Below are 19,767 nucleotides of genomic sequence, written 5' to 3'. Positions count from 1 at the left end.
TCAAACTCTCATCTTAAAGATGATAAGCTCGAATAGCTCATCGATTGTTGTTACATCTTTAAAGCGAATTGACTTCGCAAATATTGTTTTGGGTTTGAATCTAAAATTCAAACCGCCCTACACATATTTGGTTTGTCGAAACAATGTTCAGTTTTCAAAGGTCTACCAAGTTATCAGAAGCAATTGCTCCGTGACAACTTTTAAAGTATATCATGTCGGTTAAAACCTGTCAACAACTTTTTAAATTTAATTTTGAATGTTTATTCAAAATCTCGTTTATTAAGTTTCTTATCAAGGTCGCCCTGACAACATAAATCATTGTATCAGTTGACGTTTACAGCGTCAAGCACAAATTTCAAATTTGTATGAACATTCAGAAACTTGTTATTTATGCAATTGGCTGTCCTTGCGACAACAGATAATATTATATCAATCATTGCCAATTCGGTCAAGCATTTTTTCAATAAAAAAGCAGACATCCTTAATTCGATGTCTGCTGATTATCTAAACGTTGCTGTGCCTCGGCCTTCCATCCCTCTAATCGATCCGCAATAGGCTTAAACCCAATGCTTACATGATGGTTGGTCCAGTAGTGACGGTGCCGATGCTCATCCACCGGCGTCTCCAAATCTAACCGCTCCAAACATCGGAGTGATAAGCTAATCTTCCCCGTAAACTCATCAATGTCTAAAATGACCACGTTAACTTCCTGGTTAACCTTTAAGTAATCATGGATATCCTTAACATAACCACAGTGACATTCCGAGATATGGATGAGTCCCTGACGATGGCCACCTAAGCTTACAAAGGCTCCATAGGGCTGAATCCCCGTAATTCGTCCGGAAACCCGTTGGCCAATTCTAAAAGCCATTTCGTTTCCTCCTTATATAGGCGACTATCGGGTTATTCCGTGACCGTCACCTTATCCATCGTTACTGGCGTGGTTGGCTGGTCGCTTGCATCCCGGTCAACTTTAGCAATCGCATCTACAACGTCCATGCCCTTAATGACTTGGCCAAAGACCGTGTGCCGAAAATCTAACCATGGCGTCCCACCATTCTGGTAGGCCTTCACGATTTCTTCTGGGAAGCCCGCATCCTTCATCTGGTTCTGCATCTGTTCAGTCATATCCGTGTCCTGTACAATAAAGAACTGACTTCCATTAGTATTAGGACCCGCATTGGCCATGGATAACGCACCTCTTAAATTATATAGCTCTGGTGAGAACTCATCCTCAAACGGATGCCCCCAGATACTTTCGCCACCCATACCGGTCCCGGTTGGGTCACCACCCTGAATCATAAAGTTAGGAATGACCCGGTGGAACGTTAAGCCATCATAGTAGCCGGCCTTTGCATGCGTTACAAAGTTTTCAACCGTCTTTGGGGCTTGTTCCGGAAACAGTTGCAGTTGAATGGAACCCATTGACGTTTCAAGCGTCACTTGGGGGCCCTTGGCGTTTGCTAAATCAATTTGTGGAAACTTTGTCATAATTATCCTCCATATCCTTGTCAAAAACATCTGTATCCATTATCACCGCCAGCCGCCAAAAAAGCAACCGAACACTTCAGTGCTATACTAGAGGCATTGTTCCAAAACCGTTAGGAGGAATTTCAATGTCTCAAGCTAGTGCCCACCTTAAAGCGCGAACGATTGCCCTACTCTCAGAACGTGGGGTCTCCATCGAAGCCATCGCCAACCTAGTCATGTTCCTACAAAAAGACTATCTTGCCGGCCTCACTCTGGCCCAAGCACGCGCAAGTGTCTTGACTGTCCTTCAAAAGCGTGAAGTGCAAAACGCCATTCTGACCGGTATCCAACTCGACTTAGCCGCAGAACACCACACCTTACTAGAACCCCTACAGACCATTGTCGAAGAAGACGAAGGATTGTACGGTCTAGATGAGACCATGGCATTGTCCATCGTCAACCTCTATGGCTCCATCGGCTTTACCAACTATGGCTACATTGATCGCCTGAAACCGGGAATTCTCAAGCTCCTCAACGCTCACCAACCCGGAATCATCCATACTTTTTTAGATGACCTCGTTGGTGCTGTAGCCGCGGCCGCAGCGGCCCGCTTAGCTCACGACACACCCCAGTCCGACTCAGAATGTTCATAAATTTCCTTAAGTTTGGCCATACCAGCTGACGTTTGGGTCAAAAGTCATTACAATGTAGGCAGTACAAATTACTAAGGAGACTGTAATGGGCTATTTAATCGATTTTGTTTTACACATCGACGATCACCTCGTTAACATCGTCAATACCTTTGGCGGCTCAACCTACCTCATTCTTTTTGCCATTATCTTTATTGAGACCGGCGCTGTGATTCTCCCGTTTTTGCCTGGAGATTCCCTACTTTTCGCTGCAGCAGCCTTAGCTGCGAATCCAGCCTATGGCTTAAACATCTGGCTGTTCATCGCCCTCTTCTTACTAGCGGCGATCGGCGGCGATTCCCTAAACTTCTATCTAGGGCACCGGGTGGGCGCGGCACTTTCGAATCATTCTTGGTTTGGTCGTCTCATTAACAAGGACAAACTTGCCCAGTCGGAACGTTTCTTTAAAAAGCACGGTCCCCTCGCAATTTTCCTAGGCCGGTTCATGCCGATCATCCGGACTTTCGTCCCCTTCACAGCTGCCGGCTCCCAATTTCCGTACCACCGTTTTCTAAAATACAACGTCAGTGCGGCTGTCACCTGGATCATCATCTGCTGTGGGGGCGGTTACTTCTTCGGTAACATCCCCTTCGTCAAAGAACACTTCTCCGCTGTCGTTTTGGGAATTATCGTGATTTCCTTGATTCCTGCACTAGTCGGCTGGCTCAAAGGCCGCCACAGTACACCGCAAGCACCTAAACCACACTCCCAAAACGTTCCCGAAGACAACTAACTATTCACCAACTCAAAAAGTCTGTCATCCCCTAGAGGTGACAGACTTTTTTTATGCCCGTTGAATAGCTCGGTGGGCCCACCAGTATAGCCCCGCTAGTCCCGCTTCAAAGAGAACAAAGGCTAAGACGAAGCAATGCAAGAAGAAGGTATCCGGAAGAGCCGTAATCACCGGATCTAACCGGGGATCAAACAGCCAGTCATTATTCCGGAATAGGAGCTGGTGAAACGCAATAAAGAACCCGTTAAAGTTGACCGCCATACAGCCCGCTAAAACCAGCGGAATTACCGCAACGATCTGCGTCAACCGCAATAATCGCCACTGTTCAGCGCGACTGCGCAACTGCCGAAGGTACCAGATGGCTGGGCCCAAGCTGACTAGCAGAACGCCATGGTCGACCAGAAATAGCCGCTTAACATCCTCAAAGTGAACCATCCCCGTAAATGAAGTCGGGAAATCCGTCATTTGCAGATTCGTGACCCATGGCAACTCCAAATAGGCCAACAATTGCCCGTAATTGTGCATTAACCTTGCCGGTGATAATCCCACCGTCCGTGAAATATGCAGCCACTGGATATCTAGCCGGTATAACCAGGTGGCGTTGATGGTCAGCGTGATGCTTAAGCTGAGTAACGCTAACAGCAATGCACCACTGCCTAACCACCGTTCCCACCTAGACACGAGGCCCCCGGGTAAGGTCCCAGTCATCTAGTGAGGCAACCGTATAGGTCGGCTGAATCGCTTGTTGGGCCACTTGCTCTGGCGTTGAAACCCCCGTATACACTAATAACGTATCCGTGCCAGCATGGATCCCTGCCAGAATATCCGTCTGGTAATTATCGCCAACCATGAGGGCTTGTTCTGCCGAGACACCTAGCTGAGCCAACGAGTTACGTAGAATAATCGGCTCCGGCTTTCCCACAAAGATGGGATCCGTCTGGGTCGCATAGCGTACCAAGTCCACCAAAGCACCCGCACCTGGCATGAGGCCCCGTGCTTTGGGAATATTCGAATCAGAATTGGTTCCGATAAACGTCGAGCCACGCTTAATCGCTAAGATGGCCTTGGCAAATTTCTCGTAAGTGACATCACTATCCAAGCCAACAACCACGTATTGCGGCCGTTCCTCATCTACCGTGAAGCCCTTTGCAGCCAGCGCTTGGCGCAACCCAATCTCACCGACGACGTACACCGTCCGTTTACCCGTCTCACCAGCTAAGCCATCTAAATAATCAGCCGTTGCCAACCCCGCCGTGTAGACGTTATCCACCGTCACGTGAATATCATGGTTATCCGCCAGGTTACGGACCACGTCGACTGGTAGCTTAGTCGTATTATTCGTCACGAACTTAAAAGGAATCCGTGCAGCCTGTAACCGTTCGACGAACCGTTTGGCCGCAGGGTAGCGTTGTGTCCCCGCGTAGACGGTCCCGTCCAAATCGATCATGTATGCCTGATAGTCTTTCACGCGTTGTCCCTCCTAATCTTCCTTCTTCTTTCGAATGGTAAAGTGTCGCCGTCCCTGGCCACCAGAAGCCACTGCGACAGTTTTCGTCTTCTTAGTCGTGGCTTGGGTTGTTGAGCGTTGGCCCTCCGTGAACGGATGATTACTATTTCGATGCCGCGAATGACGGGAACGCCGCCGATGACCATTGCCTGTATGGCCGTCCTTGGCAGAACCAGCCGCAGCACCCTTGGTTGCGTTGGCCGTCGTCTGATTCCCTTTGCGCGCCGCCTTATTCTCACCATTTCCATTATGATTATTGTTATTGCGCCGTCGCGAGCGATTTCGCCGCGGCTTTTGAATGGGTTTTACATCCAAATTGTGCAGGATAAAGTAAGCACACCCAAAATTACACGATTCATAAAGGTAATCTTGAACCGCATCAATCTGATTTTGCTTCGCCCCCGCGCGGTCTTCCGCATAGAAGCCCTTTAACCGCAGTTGCTCGAAGCCCCAATCACCGACTAAATAGTCATATTTACTTAAAATCGTGCTATAGCGCTGAGCAAATTCCTCAAGGTTGAATCCATCGTGCTCATTCGCTACGATTTCATAACCATGCCCGTTGATCTGTAGGTGGGTCTCGTCAACCCGAACCACTTCCGCACTAGGCTCGCGCTTTTCCCGTTGCTCAGCAACTAAGGCCTCTAAATCTTTACGATCCACTGATTTCATCCTTTCTAGACCCGGTTACCGGATAGTGCTTGCTCAGATATTGGGCAAAGACCTCCCGCAACAAGTCGTGATATAAAATTTCATTATGCCCGGCAATCGTGATCGTTGGAAAGAACGGGATGAACCGGTAATGATCCACAACAGCGAGCTGATACGTCTTTAACGGTGACACGGGCTCTCCCCGCCAAGTCACCGCATGGGTCTGCGCATTGTACCCGATTCCCAGATAGTTCAATTCACCAAACACCTTACCGCGAAAGCCCATACCCCGTTGCGGAAAATGCCGGAGAAATAACCGGGCCATCTCGAATTCCTGAACTAACCGCCATAGGTTATATCCATCTAACGTCACCCGCATCACGTGCATACTGTGGGGCAACAAGTCATGCAAATCCCGCTGGGTCACCAAGCCTTGAGGAAGATCCGTCAAGAATAGGCCGGCATTCAACACGGCTGCCTGGGTCCCCGCATACTCCGCAATGGCGTGCAACCCTTCGCGGACCAGTTGTGGATGTCCCGTCCAATTGGTCTCAAGTGCCGTGGGCAACGTTGCCACCCGCTGTTTGGCCAGCATGGACCGGCCCAGGTCGCTCAACTCCCTCACTTCGTCCGCGTCTTCCGCCTCAACGGGCAGATCAGCCGTAGCCACCACACCAGCCGTGGCCGTGGTTATCCGGTGGTGCACATCTAAGTCCAACTCAATCTTACCCACGTACTGTCCGTACTTTCCGGCAGCCGCCAGTAAGCTGTGCTGATCCTGCTCTCCGTGGGGGAGTAAATGATGCGTGTGGCTCCCAATGATGACGTCAACTTGTGGGAAACGTTTGGCCAACTGTCGGTCGACCGTTATCCCTAAGTGGGACAACAAGACACAGACATCCGCCTGGTCCCGATAGGTCTTTAACAAGTGGTCCAAAGCCTGACTTGCCGCAATCGGCCACCATCCTGCCAGTGGGTACGTTAGTTGATAGGGGGCCGTCAAGCCCAGCACCAGGATACGCGTTCCAGCAGAGGTGGTCCAAAATTGATGGTCGACCGCCCACGTTGGTGTCTGTCGCGTATCTAAAGTCTTCAAGTTTCCTAAAACAACGGGAAAGTTGGCGTGGTCATACAAGTGATCTAACTGGGGGCGCATAAAACCTAACCCCTCATTATTCCCAATCGTCACGGCATCGTAACCCACCTGATTCATTAACTGAACGTTTTTCTGTCCCGCAGTGGCCTCGGAAATGGGATGAGCCCGGTCGACGTGATCTCCCAAGTCAACGGTGTACACGCTGGCCCCCGCCGCTTCAGCTGACGCCCGGGTAGTGGCTAAATAGCGCCGAATCCGCGGCCAATTCTCAAAATGTGAATGCAAATCATTGGTGTGTAAAATGGTCACTCGTTCCATGCGGCGCCCCCCTCATCATACTGAATTTAATCCTACGGCATCCCCTGAATTCGGTCAAGCTATTGTTTAGCCTTGAACTCAGCGGCTTTCCCCGTCACCATCTGTTCAATCTCAGCCGTAGAAAACGGCGTGCCAAACGGGAGTGGCGCATCTAAGTACCGTTGTTCCGGCGTGTCCACCCCAACATTGATATTCTCCTTGACCGGCACCGCATAATGGTGGATATGTCCGTGCAGATTAATAATCTGCTTGACGATTCCCAACATCATCGGGTAATGGGTCATATAGTACTGACGGTGATCGTACTTAATCAGCACGCCCACGTCATGAAAAGCGTACTTCGGCCGACCATGGTCAATCGGATTATTCGCGGCTAAGTACTTAAACAGGGCCCGACTATCGTGATTACCCTTGATGAGTTCCAAATGGCCGTTAAGCTGAGACAGTACCTCCCCCACCGCCTGATTCGACTGACTCGCCGGGTGCGTAAAGTACAGCGCAATATCGCCTAAATGGTAGACCGTATCGGTTGGGGCGACCCGTGCATTCCAGTGATCAATAATCGTCTGATTCATAGCCTCGACGGACGGAAAGGGCCGCGGGGCAAATTCGTTGTTCCCCAAAAGGTCTTTATGAAAAAAGTGTGTATCTGACGTAAAATATTGCATCCTGTAGCCTCCTAAATGACGTCCAACGGTTCCTTATGCGTTGGCCGTGGAAATTGTTCATCCAACGCCGCTAACTCTTCCGGACGTAGCTCTAGAGACAAAGCGGCTAAATTCTGCCGCATATGGGCCACCGAACTGGTCTGGGGAATCGCTAAAACTTGCGGGTCCCGAATGACCCACGCCAAAAGCAATTGATAGACACTCACCTGATGGCGCTGAGCCAGCTTTCGCACCACCGGATTCGTCGTGAGGTGTTGTCCCCAAGAATCCCCTTGAGCAACCGGAGAATACGCAATTAGCGGTACCTGATGTTCCCGTTGCCAGGGAAGCACGGCATAGTCGATTCCTCGGCTTCCCAGGTGGTACAAGTCCTCATTTGCCTGAACGTGGGGGCCACCTGGCAACTGCCAGAGTTCTTCCAAATCATCACGATCAAAGTTAGACACGCCCCACGCCTTGATCTTCCCGGTGCTCTGCAGGCGTTCTAACTCCGCCACCGTTTCTGCCAGAGGGACGGTTCCCCGCCAGTGGTACAGATAAAGGTCTAAGTAGTCCGTTCCCAAGCGTTGTAGACTGGCTTCTAAACTCGCAGCCATTCGCTCACGCGAGGCATTTTCCGGGAGGACCTTAGAAATCAAAAAGAGTTGTTGGCGGTCCAACGGCCGAATCGCCGCCCCCACCAATCGCTCCGAGCGACCGGAGCCGTACATCTCGGCAGTATCGATGACCCGCGCGCCAGCCTGAACGCCAGCCCGAATCGCCGCAATCTCTTGGTCCCGTAATTCTGGACGATCACCCATATGCCAAGTTCCAATACCGATTGCTGGAACCGTCCGCCCAGCTAGTGATAACGTCTTCATGCTATGATCCCTCCATTTTACTCGTTACATTTATCGTAGCACTTTCCCCCACTTTCCGCCGGATACATGCCGGAAAAAGTCGCCACGTTAAAACGTGGGCCCCCGGACAATTTCTGTCCAGTGACCCACGTTTTTTAGCAGTTCTAACGTGTTGAATTATCAGACTCTACGTCAGTGTGCGTCTGGGACGACACGTGTTCGGCAACCACAGCACTGGTCTTCTCACGGTCCCGTAGTCGTTTACCTAACCACAACGCCATCAGCCATACTGCAGACCCGATCAACGCAATCAGCGTATCTGTCCGGAACAAGAGGACGATGGCGACTCCCGCCAAGAAGATCAAGACCAAGTAGTCCGTGAAGGGGAACCATGGCATCGCAAAGCCGTGGCCCGGTTGCTTGGTCGCCTGTAAATGCTTCCGATACTTCAGGTGAGCCACCACGATTGCACCCCAAATGAACAGGAAGCAGGTCGTCGCAACACTGGCAACAAAGGCAAAAACGTGTCCCGGAATCAACAGGTTCAAGAAGACCGAAACGGCAATGATAACCGTAGAGAATCGTAATGCGTGTACAGGTACCTGCGCCTTAGACAGGGTGCCCATCCGCTTAGCAAACCGTCCCTTCCCCCGATACGTCAGAGAAAAGAGCATCCGCCCCGTTGTGAATAACGAACTGTTGCAGGCCGAAGCCGCCGCCGTTAACACCACGAAGTTAATGATTGAAGCCGCCGCTTGAACCCCGGCATTCTTGAAGACCTGGACAAACGGACTGCTGGTCGGCGAAATCGATTGCCATGGGTAGATGCACATCAAGGCCAATAGTGAACCCAAGTAGAAGAGAATAATCCGCATAGGAATTTCGTTGACGGCCTTAGGGATGACTTTCTTAGGATCCGCCGTTTCGGAAGCCGTCATCCCCACCATTTCAATACCGACGAAGCTAAAGAGCACCATCTGGAAGGATAAGAAGAATCCTTTCCAACCGTTAGCAAAGAAGCCGCCTTGCGCTAAGTTGCTGACACTGGCGTGACCAACCGGCGTTGGAAACTGCACGCTGACCATGTAGACCCCAGCGAGGATCAACGCCACAATGGCAACAATCTTGATGATGGCAAACCAAAATTCCGTTTCGCCAAACGCACTAACGGTCACGGAATTCAAAAGCAACAGAATCCCCAGGAGTACCAAGCCGGTAACCCATTGCGGCAACTGTGGGAACCAATACTGCATGTACTGCCCAGCCGCCGTAATCTCGGCCATCGCAATCGTGATCCAACAGACCCAATATGTCCATCCAGCCACAAAGCTCATATTCGACCCCAAGTAGCGCTGAATAAAATCAATGTACGAATGCACGTTTAAATCCGACAGCAGGAGTTCCCCCAACGCCCGCATCAGTAAGAAACACATAATTCCCGTAATTAAGTAAGCAAGTAGAATCGATGACCCAGCTAAGTGGATACCTTGACCAGATCCTAAGAATAGCCCGGTTCCAATCGTGCCCCCCAACGCAATCAACTGAACGTGACGGCTTTTGAGTTCACGAGAAAAGTTTTGGTTTGAAGTTGATTGAGTGTTTTTCATTTTACTTCCCCCTTGTTGAAGTATATTATACACGCTCAAGGGCACAATACCAGAGACGACGCTGGTTAGTTCAGTAGCTTTAGCGGGGCTGAGCCCCACCATAATCGCATTCGTTTCACTTTATATTTGTTTTCATGAATTTTATTCATCTTAATGTGAATTAAAGACCCCCACCGGTCATCATCCAATGGAGGTCTTCATTTAGTCAAGCTTAAGCTTGCTTACGTAACCGTTCGATATCCCGAACAATCATTAATTCTTCGTTCGTTGGGATCAACAGGGTCTTAATCTTCGAACCCGCCTTACTCAAGTCTCGTTCGACACCCCGGATGTTGTTCTTTTCAGGATCAACCCCGATGCCAAAGTAACCTAACTTATCCGCAACTTCTTGACGAATCATGATATCGTTCTCACCAACACCGGCCGTGTAAACAATGGCATCTGCGCCACCTAATTCAGCCAGGTAGGCACCAACGTACCGCACGATCCGGTTGATGAACATGTCCCGCGCCAACTTGGCCCGGTGATTCTTATCCTGAACCTTTTCCAGGTCCCGCATATCAGCAGACACGCCAGAAACACCCAGGAGACCAGACTTCTTGTTCAAGATGTTGATCATATCACTTGGCTTTTCAATGTTTAACTTTTCCATCAAGTAAGCCACTAATGACGCATCAATATCCCCAGAACGGGTCGCCATTTCAATCCCAGCCAGTGGCGTGAAGCCCATGGACGTATCGAAGGACTTACCGTTCTTGATGGCCGTAATTGAGCCCCCAGCACCCAAGTGCATGGTGATCAACTTCAAGTCTTCCAGCGGCTTGCCTAACATGGCAGCGGCCCGGCTTGCCACGTAACGATGACTAGTTCCGTGTGCCCCGTACTTCCGGGCACCGAACTTCTGGTAGTACTCGTAAGGGATTCCGTACATGTAGTTAACTTCTGGCATGGACTGGTGGAAGGACGTATCGAAGACGGCCACACTTAAGACGTTTGGCAAAATCTTCTTGAACGCCCGGATGCCCATCGCAGCGGCTGGGTTATGCAGTGGCGCATATTCCGCTAAGTCTTCAATCTTCTTCAAGACATCGTCATCAATAATAGCGGAGTCCTTGAACTCTTCACCACCGGCAACGACCCGGTGACCCACACCCGTGATTTCGTCAAAGTTCGTAATGATCTTCAATTCCGTCAATTGGTCTAACATCAATTGAATGGCTTCTTTATGGTCATTCACATCTTGACGCGTTTCATACTTTTGACCGTCACCATATTTAACTTCAACTAAGGAGTTCCCTAACCCGATCCGGTCAATGGCCCCTTCAGCGATAACGGACTCTTCTGGCATTTGGAACAGTTTGAACTTCAACGTCGAACTACCGGCGTTAATTGCAATAGATTTTCCCATGTGGTCTTTTCTCCTTTTACGCGTGATCGGTCAGTAAGTTCTGTTCTTCCCACTGGACGATTTCTGCGATAAACTTTTGAAACGCTGATTGATCTTTAAATGATGGAAATTCACCCAGCATGACTTGTTCGACCTGCTGTGCTCCCGCCCCTGGTTTCTGGAGAATCAGGATGGCTTTCTGAGCATTCGCATTGGCAAACAATTCACGCGGGAGGTTCAACAACCCTTGTAGGTAAGCGTTCGTTGGCAACCATTTCAAGAGTCCCTTGGCCTCCGCAGTCTGGAACAACTGCGACGGAACCAAGAAGACCCCGATACCACCTGGCGTTAGTTGCCGCACGGCCTGCTCCAACAAGAGATGGTGGACGAACGAATGGCCCTCAGCTGCATGGGTCTGATACGTCGCGGCGTTGGCGTCAACGGGGTAATACCCAATTGGCAAGTCCGCCACAATCAAATCGCTGGCCGGAACCAATAAAGGCTCCAGAGCATCCTGATGGACGTATTCGATCGGTAACCGTTGTAGATCACTAGACAACTGGGCAATCGACAACATGGTGTCATCGTTATCGACCCCATACGCCTCAATCTTACCAGCAACAACTGCCTTCAACTGGGAAACTACTGCCGTCAGCAAGTTCCCCGTCCCAACCGTCAGGTCCAACAGAGTCAGATGCTGCTTATTGTGTTCCAACCGGGTCACCAGATACCCCATAATATACGCAATCGTATCAGGGGTTAATTGATGATTGGCTTGAATCTCGTCGACTCGAATTGCCTTCAACATGACCAGTTGAATCGCTCGTCGAACCGTCTCAGCATCATAACTCTGCCAAGGCGCTTGCTGGTAAAGCGCCGTTAATGCAGTAACCGTCGCCTGATCAGGACGCCCATCTTCAACTTGAACCTCACCGTTAAGCAAATTATCGCCCGTCTCGATAAAGGCATCTAGATAAGATGTACTAAGCGCTTTCTGTAAAGTCGTTGTGGACTGATCCAGAACTTTAAAGAGCGCTTCTGTCTGTTCTTGTGACAGGACGCTTCGCCTCCTTGTGAAAATTCCATAACACAATGTATCCGTTGTCTATATTACCGATTTTTTAAGCACTATTCAAGCATGTTTGTGAACGTCCCGGCTGGTCACGGTCGGAGTCTCCCTTAGTCGTTGCGCCAACTCTTCGCGATAATGTCGTGTCTCACGCCGATAGACGCGAATCAACCGCTCCGTTGTCTGGTGCCGAGCACTTTGTCCCATCAACATTAAACTCATGATGACCGTCATCATGGCCAAAAAGGCGAGCGCCCAAACGGTCACAAATCCCCGCTTGGTGCCCGCAAGTCCAGCAGTGCGGTTTGCCATTTAGCTCGTCTCCCCCGTTTCACTCGTAAAATCACCGTTCCCGTAGTCGCTACGGGTCGCCATTCCAGTGCCGTCACGTCAGTTAGAATTGGCAAGTGCCCCCGCCCCAGCTGATCGCTAATTCCTAGGATTCCTCGCTCATTTACCGTTAACCAAACGACTTTTTCTGCGTCAAAGTGATCTTTTAATAAAATCCCCTGGTCCTTTAGCCCCACGTATTCATAGCGCTCCGGACGCTCTAACGCCTGAATCATGACGTAGGGGGCCGTCGTATCCACTCCTGATGGTCGGCTTAAGTACCGCCCCCAGCCCGTCGTCAAACCCAAGAGTAACGCAACGACCCCCAGACTAAGAAGTGCTTCGACTAACGTAAACCCCTGCCGCTGACTCATGGTGCCTGCACAACCTGAAGAAGGGCCTGGTCCCGCGTCTGCCGAGCCACCCGCAGTCGCTGCTCATCACGGACGGCCCAGTGTCGCGTCATCACTACAGTTTGTTGCGTCATCGCCAAGGTTCCCGCCACTAAGCTTAACGCCAACAGAGTATCCGGCAATAACCAGCCCTGCCGCTCAGCGCTCCCCCAGCGTACGCACCCACGGCGTCGTCGTTTCCGTAACTTCAAATACTCGTCCCCCTAACTGAATCGCTTGATGCCACCAACGTTGGGTTTCCCGGCTCCGCCAGATCACCGTTCGCGCACGGACATAGCCGGAGGGGTAAAAGAGGAAGCTATCCCCCTGCCCCGCTTCCAATCGCAAGCTTCCCGGTAGTGGTAAGCGCTGAATGATCCGTTCGTTCGGTGGATAGGTCCACAACTGGAGCTGTCGCTGGTCACTGACCACCTTAATCTGCACCTGACGATGCTTACGCATAGCCGTCTGCCGACTACTCTGCCAGAAGCGCTGGAACGCTGGCCAAAAGGCCCGTTCGGCGTAAACGGCCTGCGTCACCCGGGCTGGACGAGCAAGCAGCGTCAGCATCCCTGCAACGACTATCAACACCAAGACCATCTCATACACCGTAAACCCCGACCGACGCCTAACCACCCGTCACCTCATTCCCCGTGATCTTCAAATGCTCCTGTTGGGCCTGGGCCACCTGCTGGCGGGTCAAATACCCCGTTTTCAACAGCTGATCGTAGGTGATTGTCTCGCTCGTTGGATGGTCATCCAAATAGGCCGTCACCTGCCCTTGGACCACCGTCTGCATCGCCCGCTGATGGATTCCCTGCGCCCGGTGCCGTTGTCCGTTCAAATTGGGCAAAATAATCAGAATCAACAATGAAATAATAAACAAGACAATCGTCATCTCAACTAGCGTAAATCCTCGACGTTCTTTCACGGATAGACCTCCTGTAAATTATGGTAGAGCGGTAACAATAACGTTAAGTAAGCCGTGACCACTAGCCCCGCCACAACCGTCAACAAGATCGGCTGAACCCAGGCTAAGGCCCGTTCTGTCAGACGGACCAGTTCTCGGTACTGAAGTTGGCTGTAAGCCGTCAATTCTCGCGCTAGCACGCTCGTAGAACTCCCCTTTTCGAGAAACATTCCTAATTGGGGTGGTAAATAGCGCTGGGCCTTAAGCCAATCCACCGGTCCTTGACCTTGATTTAGCCGCTGTGTCAACTGATCGGCCATCTGATGAAGCAACGCTTGTGGCGGGAGGTCTTGCAGCACGTGCAACATCTGCTGGACGCTCAAGCCGCCCTGGACCAATCGGCTAAGTGTCTCCGTCAAATAATAGCCATAGTAGGCCTGCACCAATGTCCCCACGACCGGCCAACGGACTAAGAAGGTCACCCGCTGAATTGCCGTTGCGCGCCGCCAACCGGTCCACCCCAACCAAGCGACCACCACGCTCCCCAACAGGCCTAAGATGCCCAATCCGCGTAACGACCAAGTCACACGGCCTGGGAGCTGCGGGGCCAAACTGGTCTGTAATTGGGGCAAGACTCCCCACTGCAGGGTCCCGAAGAGTAGCCCCATTCCCACCAGCAAGCCAACTGGGTAAGCCAAAAGCTGCCGTAATTGCCGCCGTTGCGTGGCCAATAATCGTAAGACAGTAGCCGCGTGCTGCAATGCCGGACGTAACGCCCCATGGGTCGCCGTTAGCTCTAATTGAAGCCACACATGGGCCACTAAATAAGGCTCCAAACAGGTCACTAACGATTGTCCTGCCGCCAACCCCGTTGCAATTTGTGCTAAGCTAGCCGCCATTTGTGGCTGTGTGGCTTGTAAGAACCCCACCGCCTGTTTTAATGAAAACCCACTGGCTAACTGATCAGCCAGCAGCTGACAGATTCGAGCTTGTTGCGTTAAAGACCAGTTACCCGTTGGCGTAGCGCTGCGCCGTAGCCACCGTAATGGTCCGCGTTGTAACCGCGTTTTCCAAGGCATCGTGCCATCCTTTCTGCATCCCTATCGATGCTTGCCAGAGGTCGTCCGCCGCGGCCACGTCAAATAAGACGGCGGGGTCCTGATCAACACGGGGAATCAATCGTTGATAACAGGCCAGCGTCAAAGTCTGACGTAACTGCTGACGATCGACCCCTAATTCTAGGAGTCGCGTGACCGTTCCCCCTGCCGAACGTGCGTGAACCGTACTCAGGACTAGGTGGCCGCTTAGTGCCGCCCGGACCGCAGCCTGGGCTGTTTCGGTGTCACGAATCTCGCCAATGATAAAGACGTCGGGGCGGTGCCGTAACCCCACCTTAAGCAACTCTACGTAATCCATCCCCGCGGTAGGATTCACCTGGAGTTGTAGAAACTGCGGCTCCTTAATCTCGACGGGGTCTTCAATGGTCAACACCATGGCCGTAGTGGTCATCTGCTGGGCTAGGGTGTACATTGTCGTGGTCTTTCCCGACCCCGTCGGCCCCGCGAACAGGCATAGTCCTCGTTGGGTCGTCAGGTCCTGTAGTCTAAGGACCTGCTCGGGGACCAGATACGCCATTGCCAAGTGCTGATACGGATAAATCACCCGGATGACCAACGACTCCTGACCGGCATAATCCCCGACCGTTGAGAACCGTAAATCAACTGGTGGCGTGGTCCGTTGCCAAGTTAACGCCCCGGATTGCGGTCGCCGCCGCTCACTGACCGCCATATCCGCGTGAAACTTGAAATAAGTCAGCAATTGATTTCCCGTCGCCAGTGGCACCGTTCGCCACCTACGCAATCCTTCGGTCGTTCGTAGCCGAATGACCATCGCCTGTCCGGCCGGTACCAGGTAAATATCACTTGCCCGTTGCGTCACCGCCGCCGTCAATAACTCCGTGACCAATGCTTGCAACATGGTTCGTTCCCCCTTTTAGTCGCTTACGTGTGAACTCCGTAAATGGTCTGATCTTTTTCGAAAAACTTTGCAAAATATCCAATAAAACCACAAAGCGACCGCCCTTCACCTGACAGTTACCAGGTAAAAGGCGGTCGCCTTAAATTTACACGATCACCATAACGGCATGTGTGCCAAAAGTCAGTCCAGTCCCCACGTCACCAGATCACTTAATCATAAAACCGTGTCACGTCACTGTAGTAGGCCGTCACGATACTTCGCCGGGTCTCCGACAGGACTAACCGCAAAAGCGCCTTAATGGGGCGTCCATTCAATTCCGCAGAAAAAACGTGGGTGCCTTGCAAGATATAGCGGACATCCGTATAAGTATCATGGGGCGTCTTGGTCACCCCAATAATGTTGTACTGACTATCATTGAGGATGCGACTTAGCTCATCGCTATCGATCGTCCGGTGTTCCGTTGCAAGCTGCTTCTTGAGATAGTCGGTAAACACCAGGTCTTCACCGCACAACCGGATGACGTGCGCGATAGTCGCCAGCTGGTCAGCGATGGGCATTCGGTTATAGTAAATTCGTTGCGCTTGATCTTTATGTGCTGAATTCATCACAAAATCGTCCCTTGTGTTAACGACTCTATCAATCAGTTAGTCGTTAAACCTAAATAGTAGATTATTAGTATAGCAGATTAATGGTTTCCACTAAACTCATAGTGAACCATTTTCGTTTTTTACGCAAGTGCTGACGCTCTTAAATTCCGATACCACCCTAGCAGCTCACACCGTAAAGGGCCCCTTGCCACCGAGACCAACAACTAAAAATCCCCTACGTCAACGGTTACCCGTCAATGTAGGGGATTTTAAAACAACGACTACTCAATCAACTTCGTTTATTCAACGCCTTCTGGTAAGACGGCCGCTTCGTAAACGTCAGAAACGTCATCGTTGGCGTTTAATTCATCAATTAAGCCTTGGTATTGGCTGACCTTATCTTCGGGAACTTCCGTCGTAGTTTGTGGGAACATCCGCACTTCAGCCGTATCGAGCTTGTAGCCCTTGGCTTGCAATGCGTCCCGGACAGCAGTTTCTGAAGAAGGATCCGTCCAAATCGTAAATTCGTCATCGGTCGTATCCATGTCATCAGCGCCGGCATCAAGTGCATCCATCAACATCGTGTCTTCATCCGTGTCCAGGCCATCGCGCAAAATCACGATGTACCCTTTACGATCGAACATGTAGGAAACGGAACCGTTTGCGCCAAGAGAACCGCCGTGGTGCGTAAAGGCGGAACGAATAGCGGCAGCCGTCCGGTTCTTATTATCCGTCAAGGCAGCAACCATGATGGCAGTCCCAGCTGGGCCGTAACCTTCATAGGTAATTTCTTCGAACTTGGCACCGCCAACACCGGAAGCCTTGTCAAGCGCACGCTTGATGTTTTCCTTAGGCATGTTAGCAGCCCGGGCCTTATCCATTTCCAAACGAAGTTGAGGGTTACCGTCGGGATCAACACCACCTGCTTTTGCAGCTTGGTACAAATCACGTGAGATCTTTTGGAAAATTTTTCCACGTTTTGCATCCTGGGCATTTTTCCGACCCTGGATGTTATGCCATTTAGAATGTCCTGACATCGTAACTCCTCTTTTCTAAGTTTTTATATATCCATATAAAACAGACATTGTTAAGTTTAGCACCGGCCTTGTTTTTTTTCAATCATATCTTATCAGGCGTTTCTGAATCCGCTTTCAATGAATATTCACTGGCAAAATCCTGTATAAAAGGCATTTTATGGCTAAAAAATGGATATTTTATGTATAAAACGTATTTTTTCCAATTAGTTATTGCATAAATACGCATTGATAGCTATACTAAGTACCATCATTTCAAAACAAGGAGCCCGTGCCATGAAGAAAAAAGTCATTATTTTCATTACCCTGATTCTCGCCATTACCTTAGGATGGGCTACCCGCCCAACTACGGCCCACGCTGCCGATGATTCTCTGGTCCGCGTCCAAAAGAAAGGGACGCTGGTCATGGGGACCTCGCCCGACTATCCCCCCTACGAATTCCAAGCCACAGTTCATGGCAAGAGCAAAATCGTCGGGATGGACGTTGCCGTTGGTGAAAAAATCGCCAAGGGCCTAGGCGTTAAACTTAAAGTCAAATCCATGTCCTTCGATTCACTGTTAGTCGCTTTACAAACTGGTAAGGTCGACATGGTCATCTCGGGGATGAACCCCACACCTGCTCGGAAAAAGAACGTGGACTTCACCCATCTTTACTATCAAGGTGGGTATAGTATCGTAGTTAACAAGAGCGAAAAAGGGCTCTACCACGACAAAGATTCTTTTAAAGGCAAGACCATTGGTGCCCAAACTGGGTCGACCATGTACAACGAATCCAAGAAACAAACCACTGATACTAAGGTCAAAGGAATGACCTCCGTTTCCGACCTAATCTTAGCCCTCCAGAGTCACAAGATTGCTGGGGTCGCCATGGAAAAGCCTTCTGCTCAGGCCTACGTTGCCAACAACAAGCAATTGGCCATGATTCCTAGTCATTTCGACTTGAGTGCTTCAGACACCAGCGCCGCCGTCGCCTTCAAGAAAGGTTCGACCGCTCTAGTGGCTGCCGCCAACAAATCCGTCGATCAGATTCGTAAGCAGGACCTGGTCAACCAAGACTACTTACCAGCCGCTGGGAAATACTTAAAGACCAACACTGTGAACACTAGCATGTGGCACTATTGGAAAGCTTTCTTAACGGGGATTGAATACACGCTGATCATCACCGTGTGCTCCGTCTTCTTCGGATTCATCCTGGGTGTGATTCTCTCCCTCGCACGGATGCTCCATGGTGGCGTCGTCAAAACGTTGATTCGTTGGTTAGCAACGGCCTACGTCGAGTTCATTCGGGGAACGCCAATGATGGTCCAAGTGATGTTCGTCTACTTTGGCTTAGGCCTGATCGTGAACCTTCCCGCCCTGACGTCTGGGATCATCGCTATTTCCTTAAACTCCGGTGCCTACGTAGCTGAATATATCCGGGGCGGTATCAATTCCGTGGATGATGGTCAAACCGAAGCCGCTCGAAGCCTAGGGATGACCAGTGGTGCTACCATGCGCTTCGTCATCTTGCCTCAAGCCCTCAAGAATATCTGGCCGTCACTGGGGAACGAATTTATTACCTTGATTAAAGACAGTTCTATCGTCTCCATCATCGGGGTATCCGAACTTATCTTCCAAAGCAACATCGTCCGGTCAGATACCTACCGAGGCGTCGCCCCAATCGCGGTCATCATGGTGCTATACTTTATCATGACGTTTACCGCCTCACGGATCTTGAACCACTTCGAAAGGAGCATGCAACATGACTAAACCAGTAATTGAGGTTCAAAACCTCGCGAAAGATTTCGGTAAAAACAGTGTTTTAAAAGACATTACGGAACAGGTCGACGCCGGCCAAGTAATCGTGGTCATCGGCCCCTCCGGAAGTGGGAAGAGTACTTTTCTCCGGTGCTTGAACCTGCTAGAAACGCCCACCAGCGGCCACGTGGCCTTCAACGGTGAAGACCTCACTACTTTGGATACTAAGCGGGTCAACGCCCTGCGGGAACAAATGGGCATGGTCTTCCAAGGCTTCAACCTTTTCCCCAACATGAGTGTCCTCGAAAACATCAAGTTAGCACCAATGAAAGTAAAGGGCATCAGTGACGCCGAAGCAACTAAGCAGGCACACGAATTGCTCCAACAGGTTAACCTTGACGATCACGCAGACGCCTTCCCCGCCAGCCTGTCTGGTGGTCAAGCCCAACGGGTCGCCATCGCTCGAGCGTTGGCAATGAACCCTAAGGTGATGCTCTTCGACGAACCGACCTCCGCGCTAGATCCCGAAATGGTCGGCGAAGTCTTAAGCGTCATGCAACAATTGGCCAATCAAGGGATGACCATGGTGGTGGTCACCCACGAAATGGGCTTTGCGAAGTCCGTAGCCGACCGTATCTGGTTCATGGCTGACGGCTATATTCAAGAAAACAGCACGCCCGCCGAGTTCTTCGCGCATCCCCAAACGGAACGGGCCAAGGACTTCCTCTCAAAGATTCTAATGTAAGACCGTCAAAAAGGCGTTCAG

General features: G+C 50.8%; 24 protein-coding genes. 4 read left to right on the top strand and 20 right to left on the bottom strand.

Annotated elements, in window-relative coordinates:
- Nucleotides 1–481 precede the first annotated feature (481 nt).
- Together FD30_RS11230 and FD30_RS11225 are read right to left on the bottom strand one after the other, a co-directional pair.
- A complete protein-coding gene (locus tag FD30_RS11230; RefSeq protein WP_056945096.1) occupies nucleotides 482–871 on the bottom strand; it encodes a CvfD/Ygs/GSP13 family RNA-binding post-transcriptional regulator in 390 nt (129 codons plus the stop codon).
- 32 nt (nucleotides 872–903) lie between these two features.
- A complete protein-coding gene (locus FD30_RS11225) occupies nucleotides 904–1,491 on the bottom strand; it encodes a peptidylprolyl isomerase (RefSeq protein WP_056945095.1) in 588 nt (195 codons plus the stop codon).
- A gap of 125 nt (nucleotides 1,492–1,616) precedes the next feature.
- Here FD30_RS11225 and FD30_RS11220 point away from each other — a divergent pair, with 125 nt between their 5' ends.
- Nucleotides 1,617–2,123 carry a phosphatidylglycerophosphatase A family protein gene (locus tag FD30_RS11220; RefSeq protein WP_056945094.1) on the top strand — a complete coding sequence of 169 codons (507 nt, stop codon included), beginning with the start codon at nucleotides 1,617–1,619 and terminating at the stop codon, nucleotides 2,121–2,123.
- 85 nt (nucleotides 2,124–2,208) lie between these two features.
- Nucleotides 2,209–2,892 carry a VTT domain-containing protein gene (locus tag FD30_RS11215; RefSeq protein ID WP_056945093.1) on the top strand — a complete coding sequence of 228 codons (684 nt, stop codon included), beginning with the start codon at nucleotides 2,209–2,211 and terminating at the stop codon, nucleotides 2,890–2,892.
- Nucleotides 2,893–2,943: 51 nt separating this feature from the next.
- Here FD30_RS11215 and FD30_RS11210 read toward each other — a convergent pair whose 3' ends face one another.
- From FD30_RS11210 to FD30_RS11135, 18 genes are all read right to left on the bottom strand, one after another.
- Nucleotides 2,944–3,537, bottom strand: coding sequence for a TIGR01906 family membrane protein (locus FD30_RS11210; protein ID WP_338088339.1), 594 nt, complete (start codon nucleotides 3,535–3,537; stop codon nucleotides 2,944–2,946).
- A 28-nt stretch (nucleotides 3,538–3,565) separates the two neighbouring features.
- Nucleotides 3,566–4,360, bottom strand: coding sequence for a TIGR01457 family HAD-type hydrolase (locus FD30_RS11205; RefSeq protein WP_056945091.1), 795 nt, complete (start codon nucleotides 4,358–4,360; stop codon nucleotides 3,566–3,568).
- A 12-nt stretch (nucleotides 4,361–4,372) separates the two neighbouring features.
- Nucleotides 4,373–5,071, bottom strand: coding sequence for a YutD family protein (locus FD30_RS11200; RefSeq protein ID WP_056945090.1), 699 nt, complete (start codon nucleotides 5,069–5,071; stop codon nucleotides 4,373–4,375).
- Entirely contained in the window at nucleotides 5,052–6,464 is a 1,413-nt protein-coding gene (locus FD30_RS11195) for a bifunctional metallophosphatase/5'-nucleotidase (RefSeq protein ID WP_056945089.1), read from the bottom strand. Before FD30_RS11195 ends, FD30_RS11200 begins: the two co-directional genes overlap by 20 nt.
- 59 nt (nucleotides 6,465–6,523) lie before the next feature.
- Nucleotides 6,524–7,132, bottom strand: coding sequence for a metallophosphoesterase family protein (locus FD30_RS11190; protein ID WP_056945088.1), 609 nt, complete (start codon nucleotides 7,130–7,132; stop codon nucleotides 6,524–6,526).
- Between the two features lie 11 nt (nucleotides 7,133–7,143).
- Complete coding sequence (locus FD30_RS11185) at nucleotides 7,144–7,992, bottom strand: aldo/keto reductase (protein WP_056945087.1); 849 nt, start codon at nucleotides 7,990–7,992, stop codon at nucleotides 7,144–7,146.
- 143 nt (nucleotides 7,993–8,135) lie between these two features.
- Complete coding sequence (locus FD30_RS11180; RefSeq protein WP_056945086.1) at nucleotides 8,136–9,578, bottom strand: amino acid permease; 1,443 nt, start codon at nucleotides 9,576–9,578, stop codon at nucleotides 8,136–8,138.
- 211 nt (nucleotides 9,579–9,789) lie between these two features.
- A complete protein-coding gene (locus tag FD30_RS11175; RefSeq protein ID WP_024747010.1) occupies nucleotides 9,790–10,986 on the bottom strand; it encodes an acetate/propionate family kinase in 1,197 nt (398 codons plus the stop codon).
- 16 nt (nucleotides 10,987–11,002) lie between these two features.
- Nucleotides 11,003–12,058: a class I SAM-dependent methyltransferase gene (locus FD30_RS11170; protein WP_235803273.1), complete on the bottom strand. Its 1,056-nt coding sequence runs from the start codon at nucleotides 12,056–12,058 to the stop codon at nucleotides 11,003–11,005.
- 39 nt (nucleotides 12,059–12,097) lie between these two features.
- A complete protein-coding gene (locus tag FD30_RS11615; RefSeq protein WP_147000011.1) occupies nucleotides 12,098–12,346 on the bottom strand; it encodes a hypothetical protein in 249 nt (82 codons plus the stop codon).
- On the bottom strand, nucleotides 12,298–12,738 hold the full coding sequence (locus FD30_RS11165) for a prepilin-type N-terminal cleavage/methylation domain-containing protein (RefSeq protein WP_056945085.1): 441 nt from the start codon (nucleotides 12,736–12,738) through the stop codon (nucleotides 12,298–12,300). Before FD30_RS11165 ends, FD30_RS11615 begins: the two co-directional genes overlap by 49 nt.
- Nucleotides 12,735–12,968, bottom strand: a complete 234-nt coding sequence (locus FD30_RS11610; protein ID WP_147000010.1) for a hypothetical protein — start codon at nucleotides 12,966–12,968, stop codon at nucleotides 12,735–12,737. Before FD30_RS11610 ends, FD30_RS11165 begins: the two co-directional genes overlap by 4 nt.
- Nucleotides 12,916–13,344, bottom strand: a complete 429-nt coding sequence (locus FD30_RS11160) for a hypothetical protein (protein WP_147000009.1) — start codon at nucleotides 13,342–13,344, stop codon at nucleotides 12,916–12,918. The genes FD30_RS11610 and FD30_RS11160 overlap by 53 nt, the downstream gene beginning before the upstream one ends.
- A gap of 40 nt (nucleotides 13,345–13,384) precedes the next feature.
- Nucleotides 13,385–13,687, bottom strand: coding sequence for a prepilin-type N-terminal cleavage/methylation domain-containing protein (locus FD30_RS11155; RefSeq protein ID WP_082604921.1), 303 nt, complete (start codon nucleotides 13,685–13,687; stop codon nucleotides 13,385–13,387).
- Entirely contained in the window at nucleotides 13,684–14,745 is a 1,062-nt protein-coding gene (locus tag FD30_RS11150; protein ID WP_056945083.1) for a type II secretion system F family protein, read from the bottom strand. Before FD30_RS11150 ends, FD30_RS11155 begins: the two co-directional genes overlap by 4 nt.
- Nucleotides 14,675–15,643, bottom strand: coding sequence for a competence type IV pilus ATPase ComGA (comGA, locus tag FD30_RS11145; protein WP_056945082.1), 969 nt, complete (start codon nucleotides 15,641–15,643; stop codon nucleotides 14,675–14,677). The genes FD30_RS11150 and comGA overlap by 71 nt, the downstream gene beginning before the upstream one ends.
- Nucleotides 15,644–15,852: 209 nt before the next feature.
- On the bottom strand, nucleotides 15,853–16,248 hold the full coding sequence (locus FD30_RS11140) for a hypothetical protein (RefSeq protein ID WP_056945081.1): 396 nt from the start codon (nucleotides 16,246–16,248) through the stop codon (nucleotides 15,853–15,855).
- 281 nt (nucleotides 16,249–16,529) lie between these two features.
- Nucleotides 16,530–17,267 (bottom strand): YebC/PmpR family DNA-binding transcriptional regulator, encoded by a 738-nt coding sequence (locus FD30_RS11135; protein WP_024747002.1) that lies wholly within the window; start codon nucleotides 17,265–17,267, stop codon nucleotides 16,530–16,532.
- A gap of 273 nt (nucleotides 17,268–17,540) precedes the next feature.
- On the opposite strand from FD30_RS11135, the gene FD30_RS11130 reads away from it, so the two are divergent.
- Together FD30_RS11130 and FD30_RS11125 are read left to right on the top strand one after the other, a co-directional pair.
- A complete protein-coding gene (locus FD30_RS11130; protein ID WP_056945080.1) occupies nucleotides 17,541–19,013 on the top strand; it encodes an ABC transporter substrate-binding protein/permease in 1,473 nt (490 codons plus the stop codon).
- The gene (locus FD30_RS11125; RefSeq protein ID WP_056945079.1) at nucleotides 19,006–19,746 is read left to right on the top strand and encodes an amino acid ABC transporter ATP-binding protein; all 741 of its coding nucleotides are present in this window, start codon (nucleotides 19,006–19,008) and stop codon (nucleotides 19,744–19,746) included. Before FD30_RS11130 ends, FD30_RS11125 begins: the two co-directional genes overlap by 8 nt.
- Nucleotides 19,747–19,767: the final 21 nt, after the last annotated feature.

The organism is Levilactobacillus namurensis DSM 19117, from assembly GCF_001434785.1.
Lineage (GTDB): Bacteria > Bacillota > Bacilli > Lactobacillales > Lactobacillaceae > Levilactobacillus > Levilactobacillus namurensis.
Note: the sequence above shows the minus strand (reverse complement) of the source record. Positions and strands in the feature narration are given on the sequence as shown.

Excerpts from the sequence above, each read along its gene's own strand:
- FD30_RS11230 (WP_056945096.1), bottom strand. The coding sequence starts at position 871 with ATGGCTTTTAGAATTGGCCAACGGGTTTCCGGACGAATTACGGGGATT.
- FD30_RS11225 (WP_056945095.1), bottom strand. The coding sequence starts at position 1,491 with ATGACAAAGTTTCCACAAATTGATTTAGCAAACGCCAAGGGCCCCCAA.
- FD30_RS11220 (WP_056945094.1), top strand. The coding sequence starts at position 1,617 with ATGTCTCAAGCTAGTGCCCACCTTAAAGCGCGAACGATTGCCCTACTC.
- FD30_RS11215 (WP_056945093.1), top strand. The coding sequence starts at position 2,209 with ATGGGCTATTTAATCGATTTTGTTTTACACATCGACGATCACCTCGTT.
- FD30_RS11200 (WP_056945090.1), bottom strand. The coding sequence starts at position 5,071 with ATGAAATCAGTGGATCGTAAAGATTTAGAGGCCTTAGTTGCTGAGCAA.
- FD30_RS11195 (WP_056945089.1), bottom strand. The coding sequence starts at position 6,464 with ATGGAACGAGTGACCATTTTACACACCAATGATTTGCATTCACATTTT.
- FD30_RS11190 (WP_056945088.1), bottom strand. The coding sequence starts at position 7,132 with ATGCAATATTTTACGTCAGATACACACTTTTTTCATAAAGACCTTTTG.
- FD30_RS11185 (WP_056945087.1), bottom strand. The coding sequence starts at position 7,992 with ATGAAGACGTTATCACTAGCTGGGCGGACGGTTCCAGCAATCGGTATT.
- FD30_RS11180 (WP_056945086.1), bottom strand. The coding sequence starts at position 9,578 with ATGAAAAACACTCAATCAACTTCAAACCAAAACTTTTCTCGTGAACTC.
- FD30_RS11175 (WP_024747010.1), bottom strand. The coding sequence starts at position 10,986 with ATGGGAAAATCTATTGCAATTAACGCCGGTAGTTCGACGTTGAAGTTC.
- FD30_RS11615 (WP_147000011.1), bottom strand. The coding sequence starts at position 12,346 with ATGGCAAACCGCACTGCTGGACTTGCGGGCACCAAGCGGGGATTTGTG.
- FD30_RS11165 (WP_056945085.1), bottom strand. The coding sequence starts at position 12,738 with ATGAGTCAGCGGCAGGGGTTTACGTTAGTCGAAGCACTTCTTAGTCTG.
- FD30_RS11150 (WP_056945083.1), bottom strand. The coding sequence starts at position 14,745 with ATGCCTTGGAAAACGCGGTTACAACGCGGACCATTACGGTGGCTACGG.
- comGA (WP_056945082.1), bottom strand. The coding sequence starts at position 15,643 with ATGTTGCAAGCATTGGTCACGGAGTTATTGACGGCGGCGGTGACGCAA.
- FD30_RS11140 (WP_056945081.1), bottom strand. The coding sequence starts at position 16,248 with ATGAATTCAGCACATAAAGATCAAGCGCAACGAATTTACTATAACCGA.
- FD30_RS11135 (WP_024747002.1), bottom strand. The coding sequence starts at position 17,267 with ATGTCAGGACATTCTAAATGGCATAACATCCAGGGTCGGAAAAATGCC.
- FD30_RS11130 (WP_056945080.1), top strand. The coding sequence starts at position 17,541 with ATGAAGAAAAAAGTCATTATTTTCATTACCCTGATTCTCGCCATTACC.
- FD30_RS11125 (WP_056945079.1), top strand. The coding sequence starts at position 19,006 with ATGACTAAACCAGTAATTGAGGTTCAAAACCTCGCGAAAGATTTCGGT.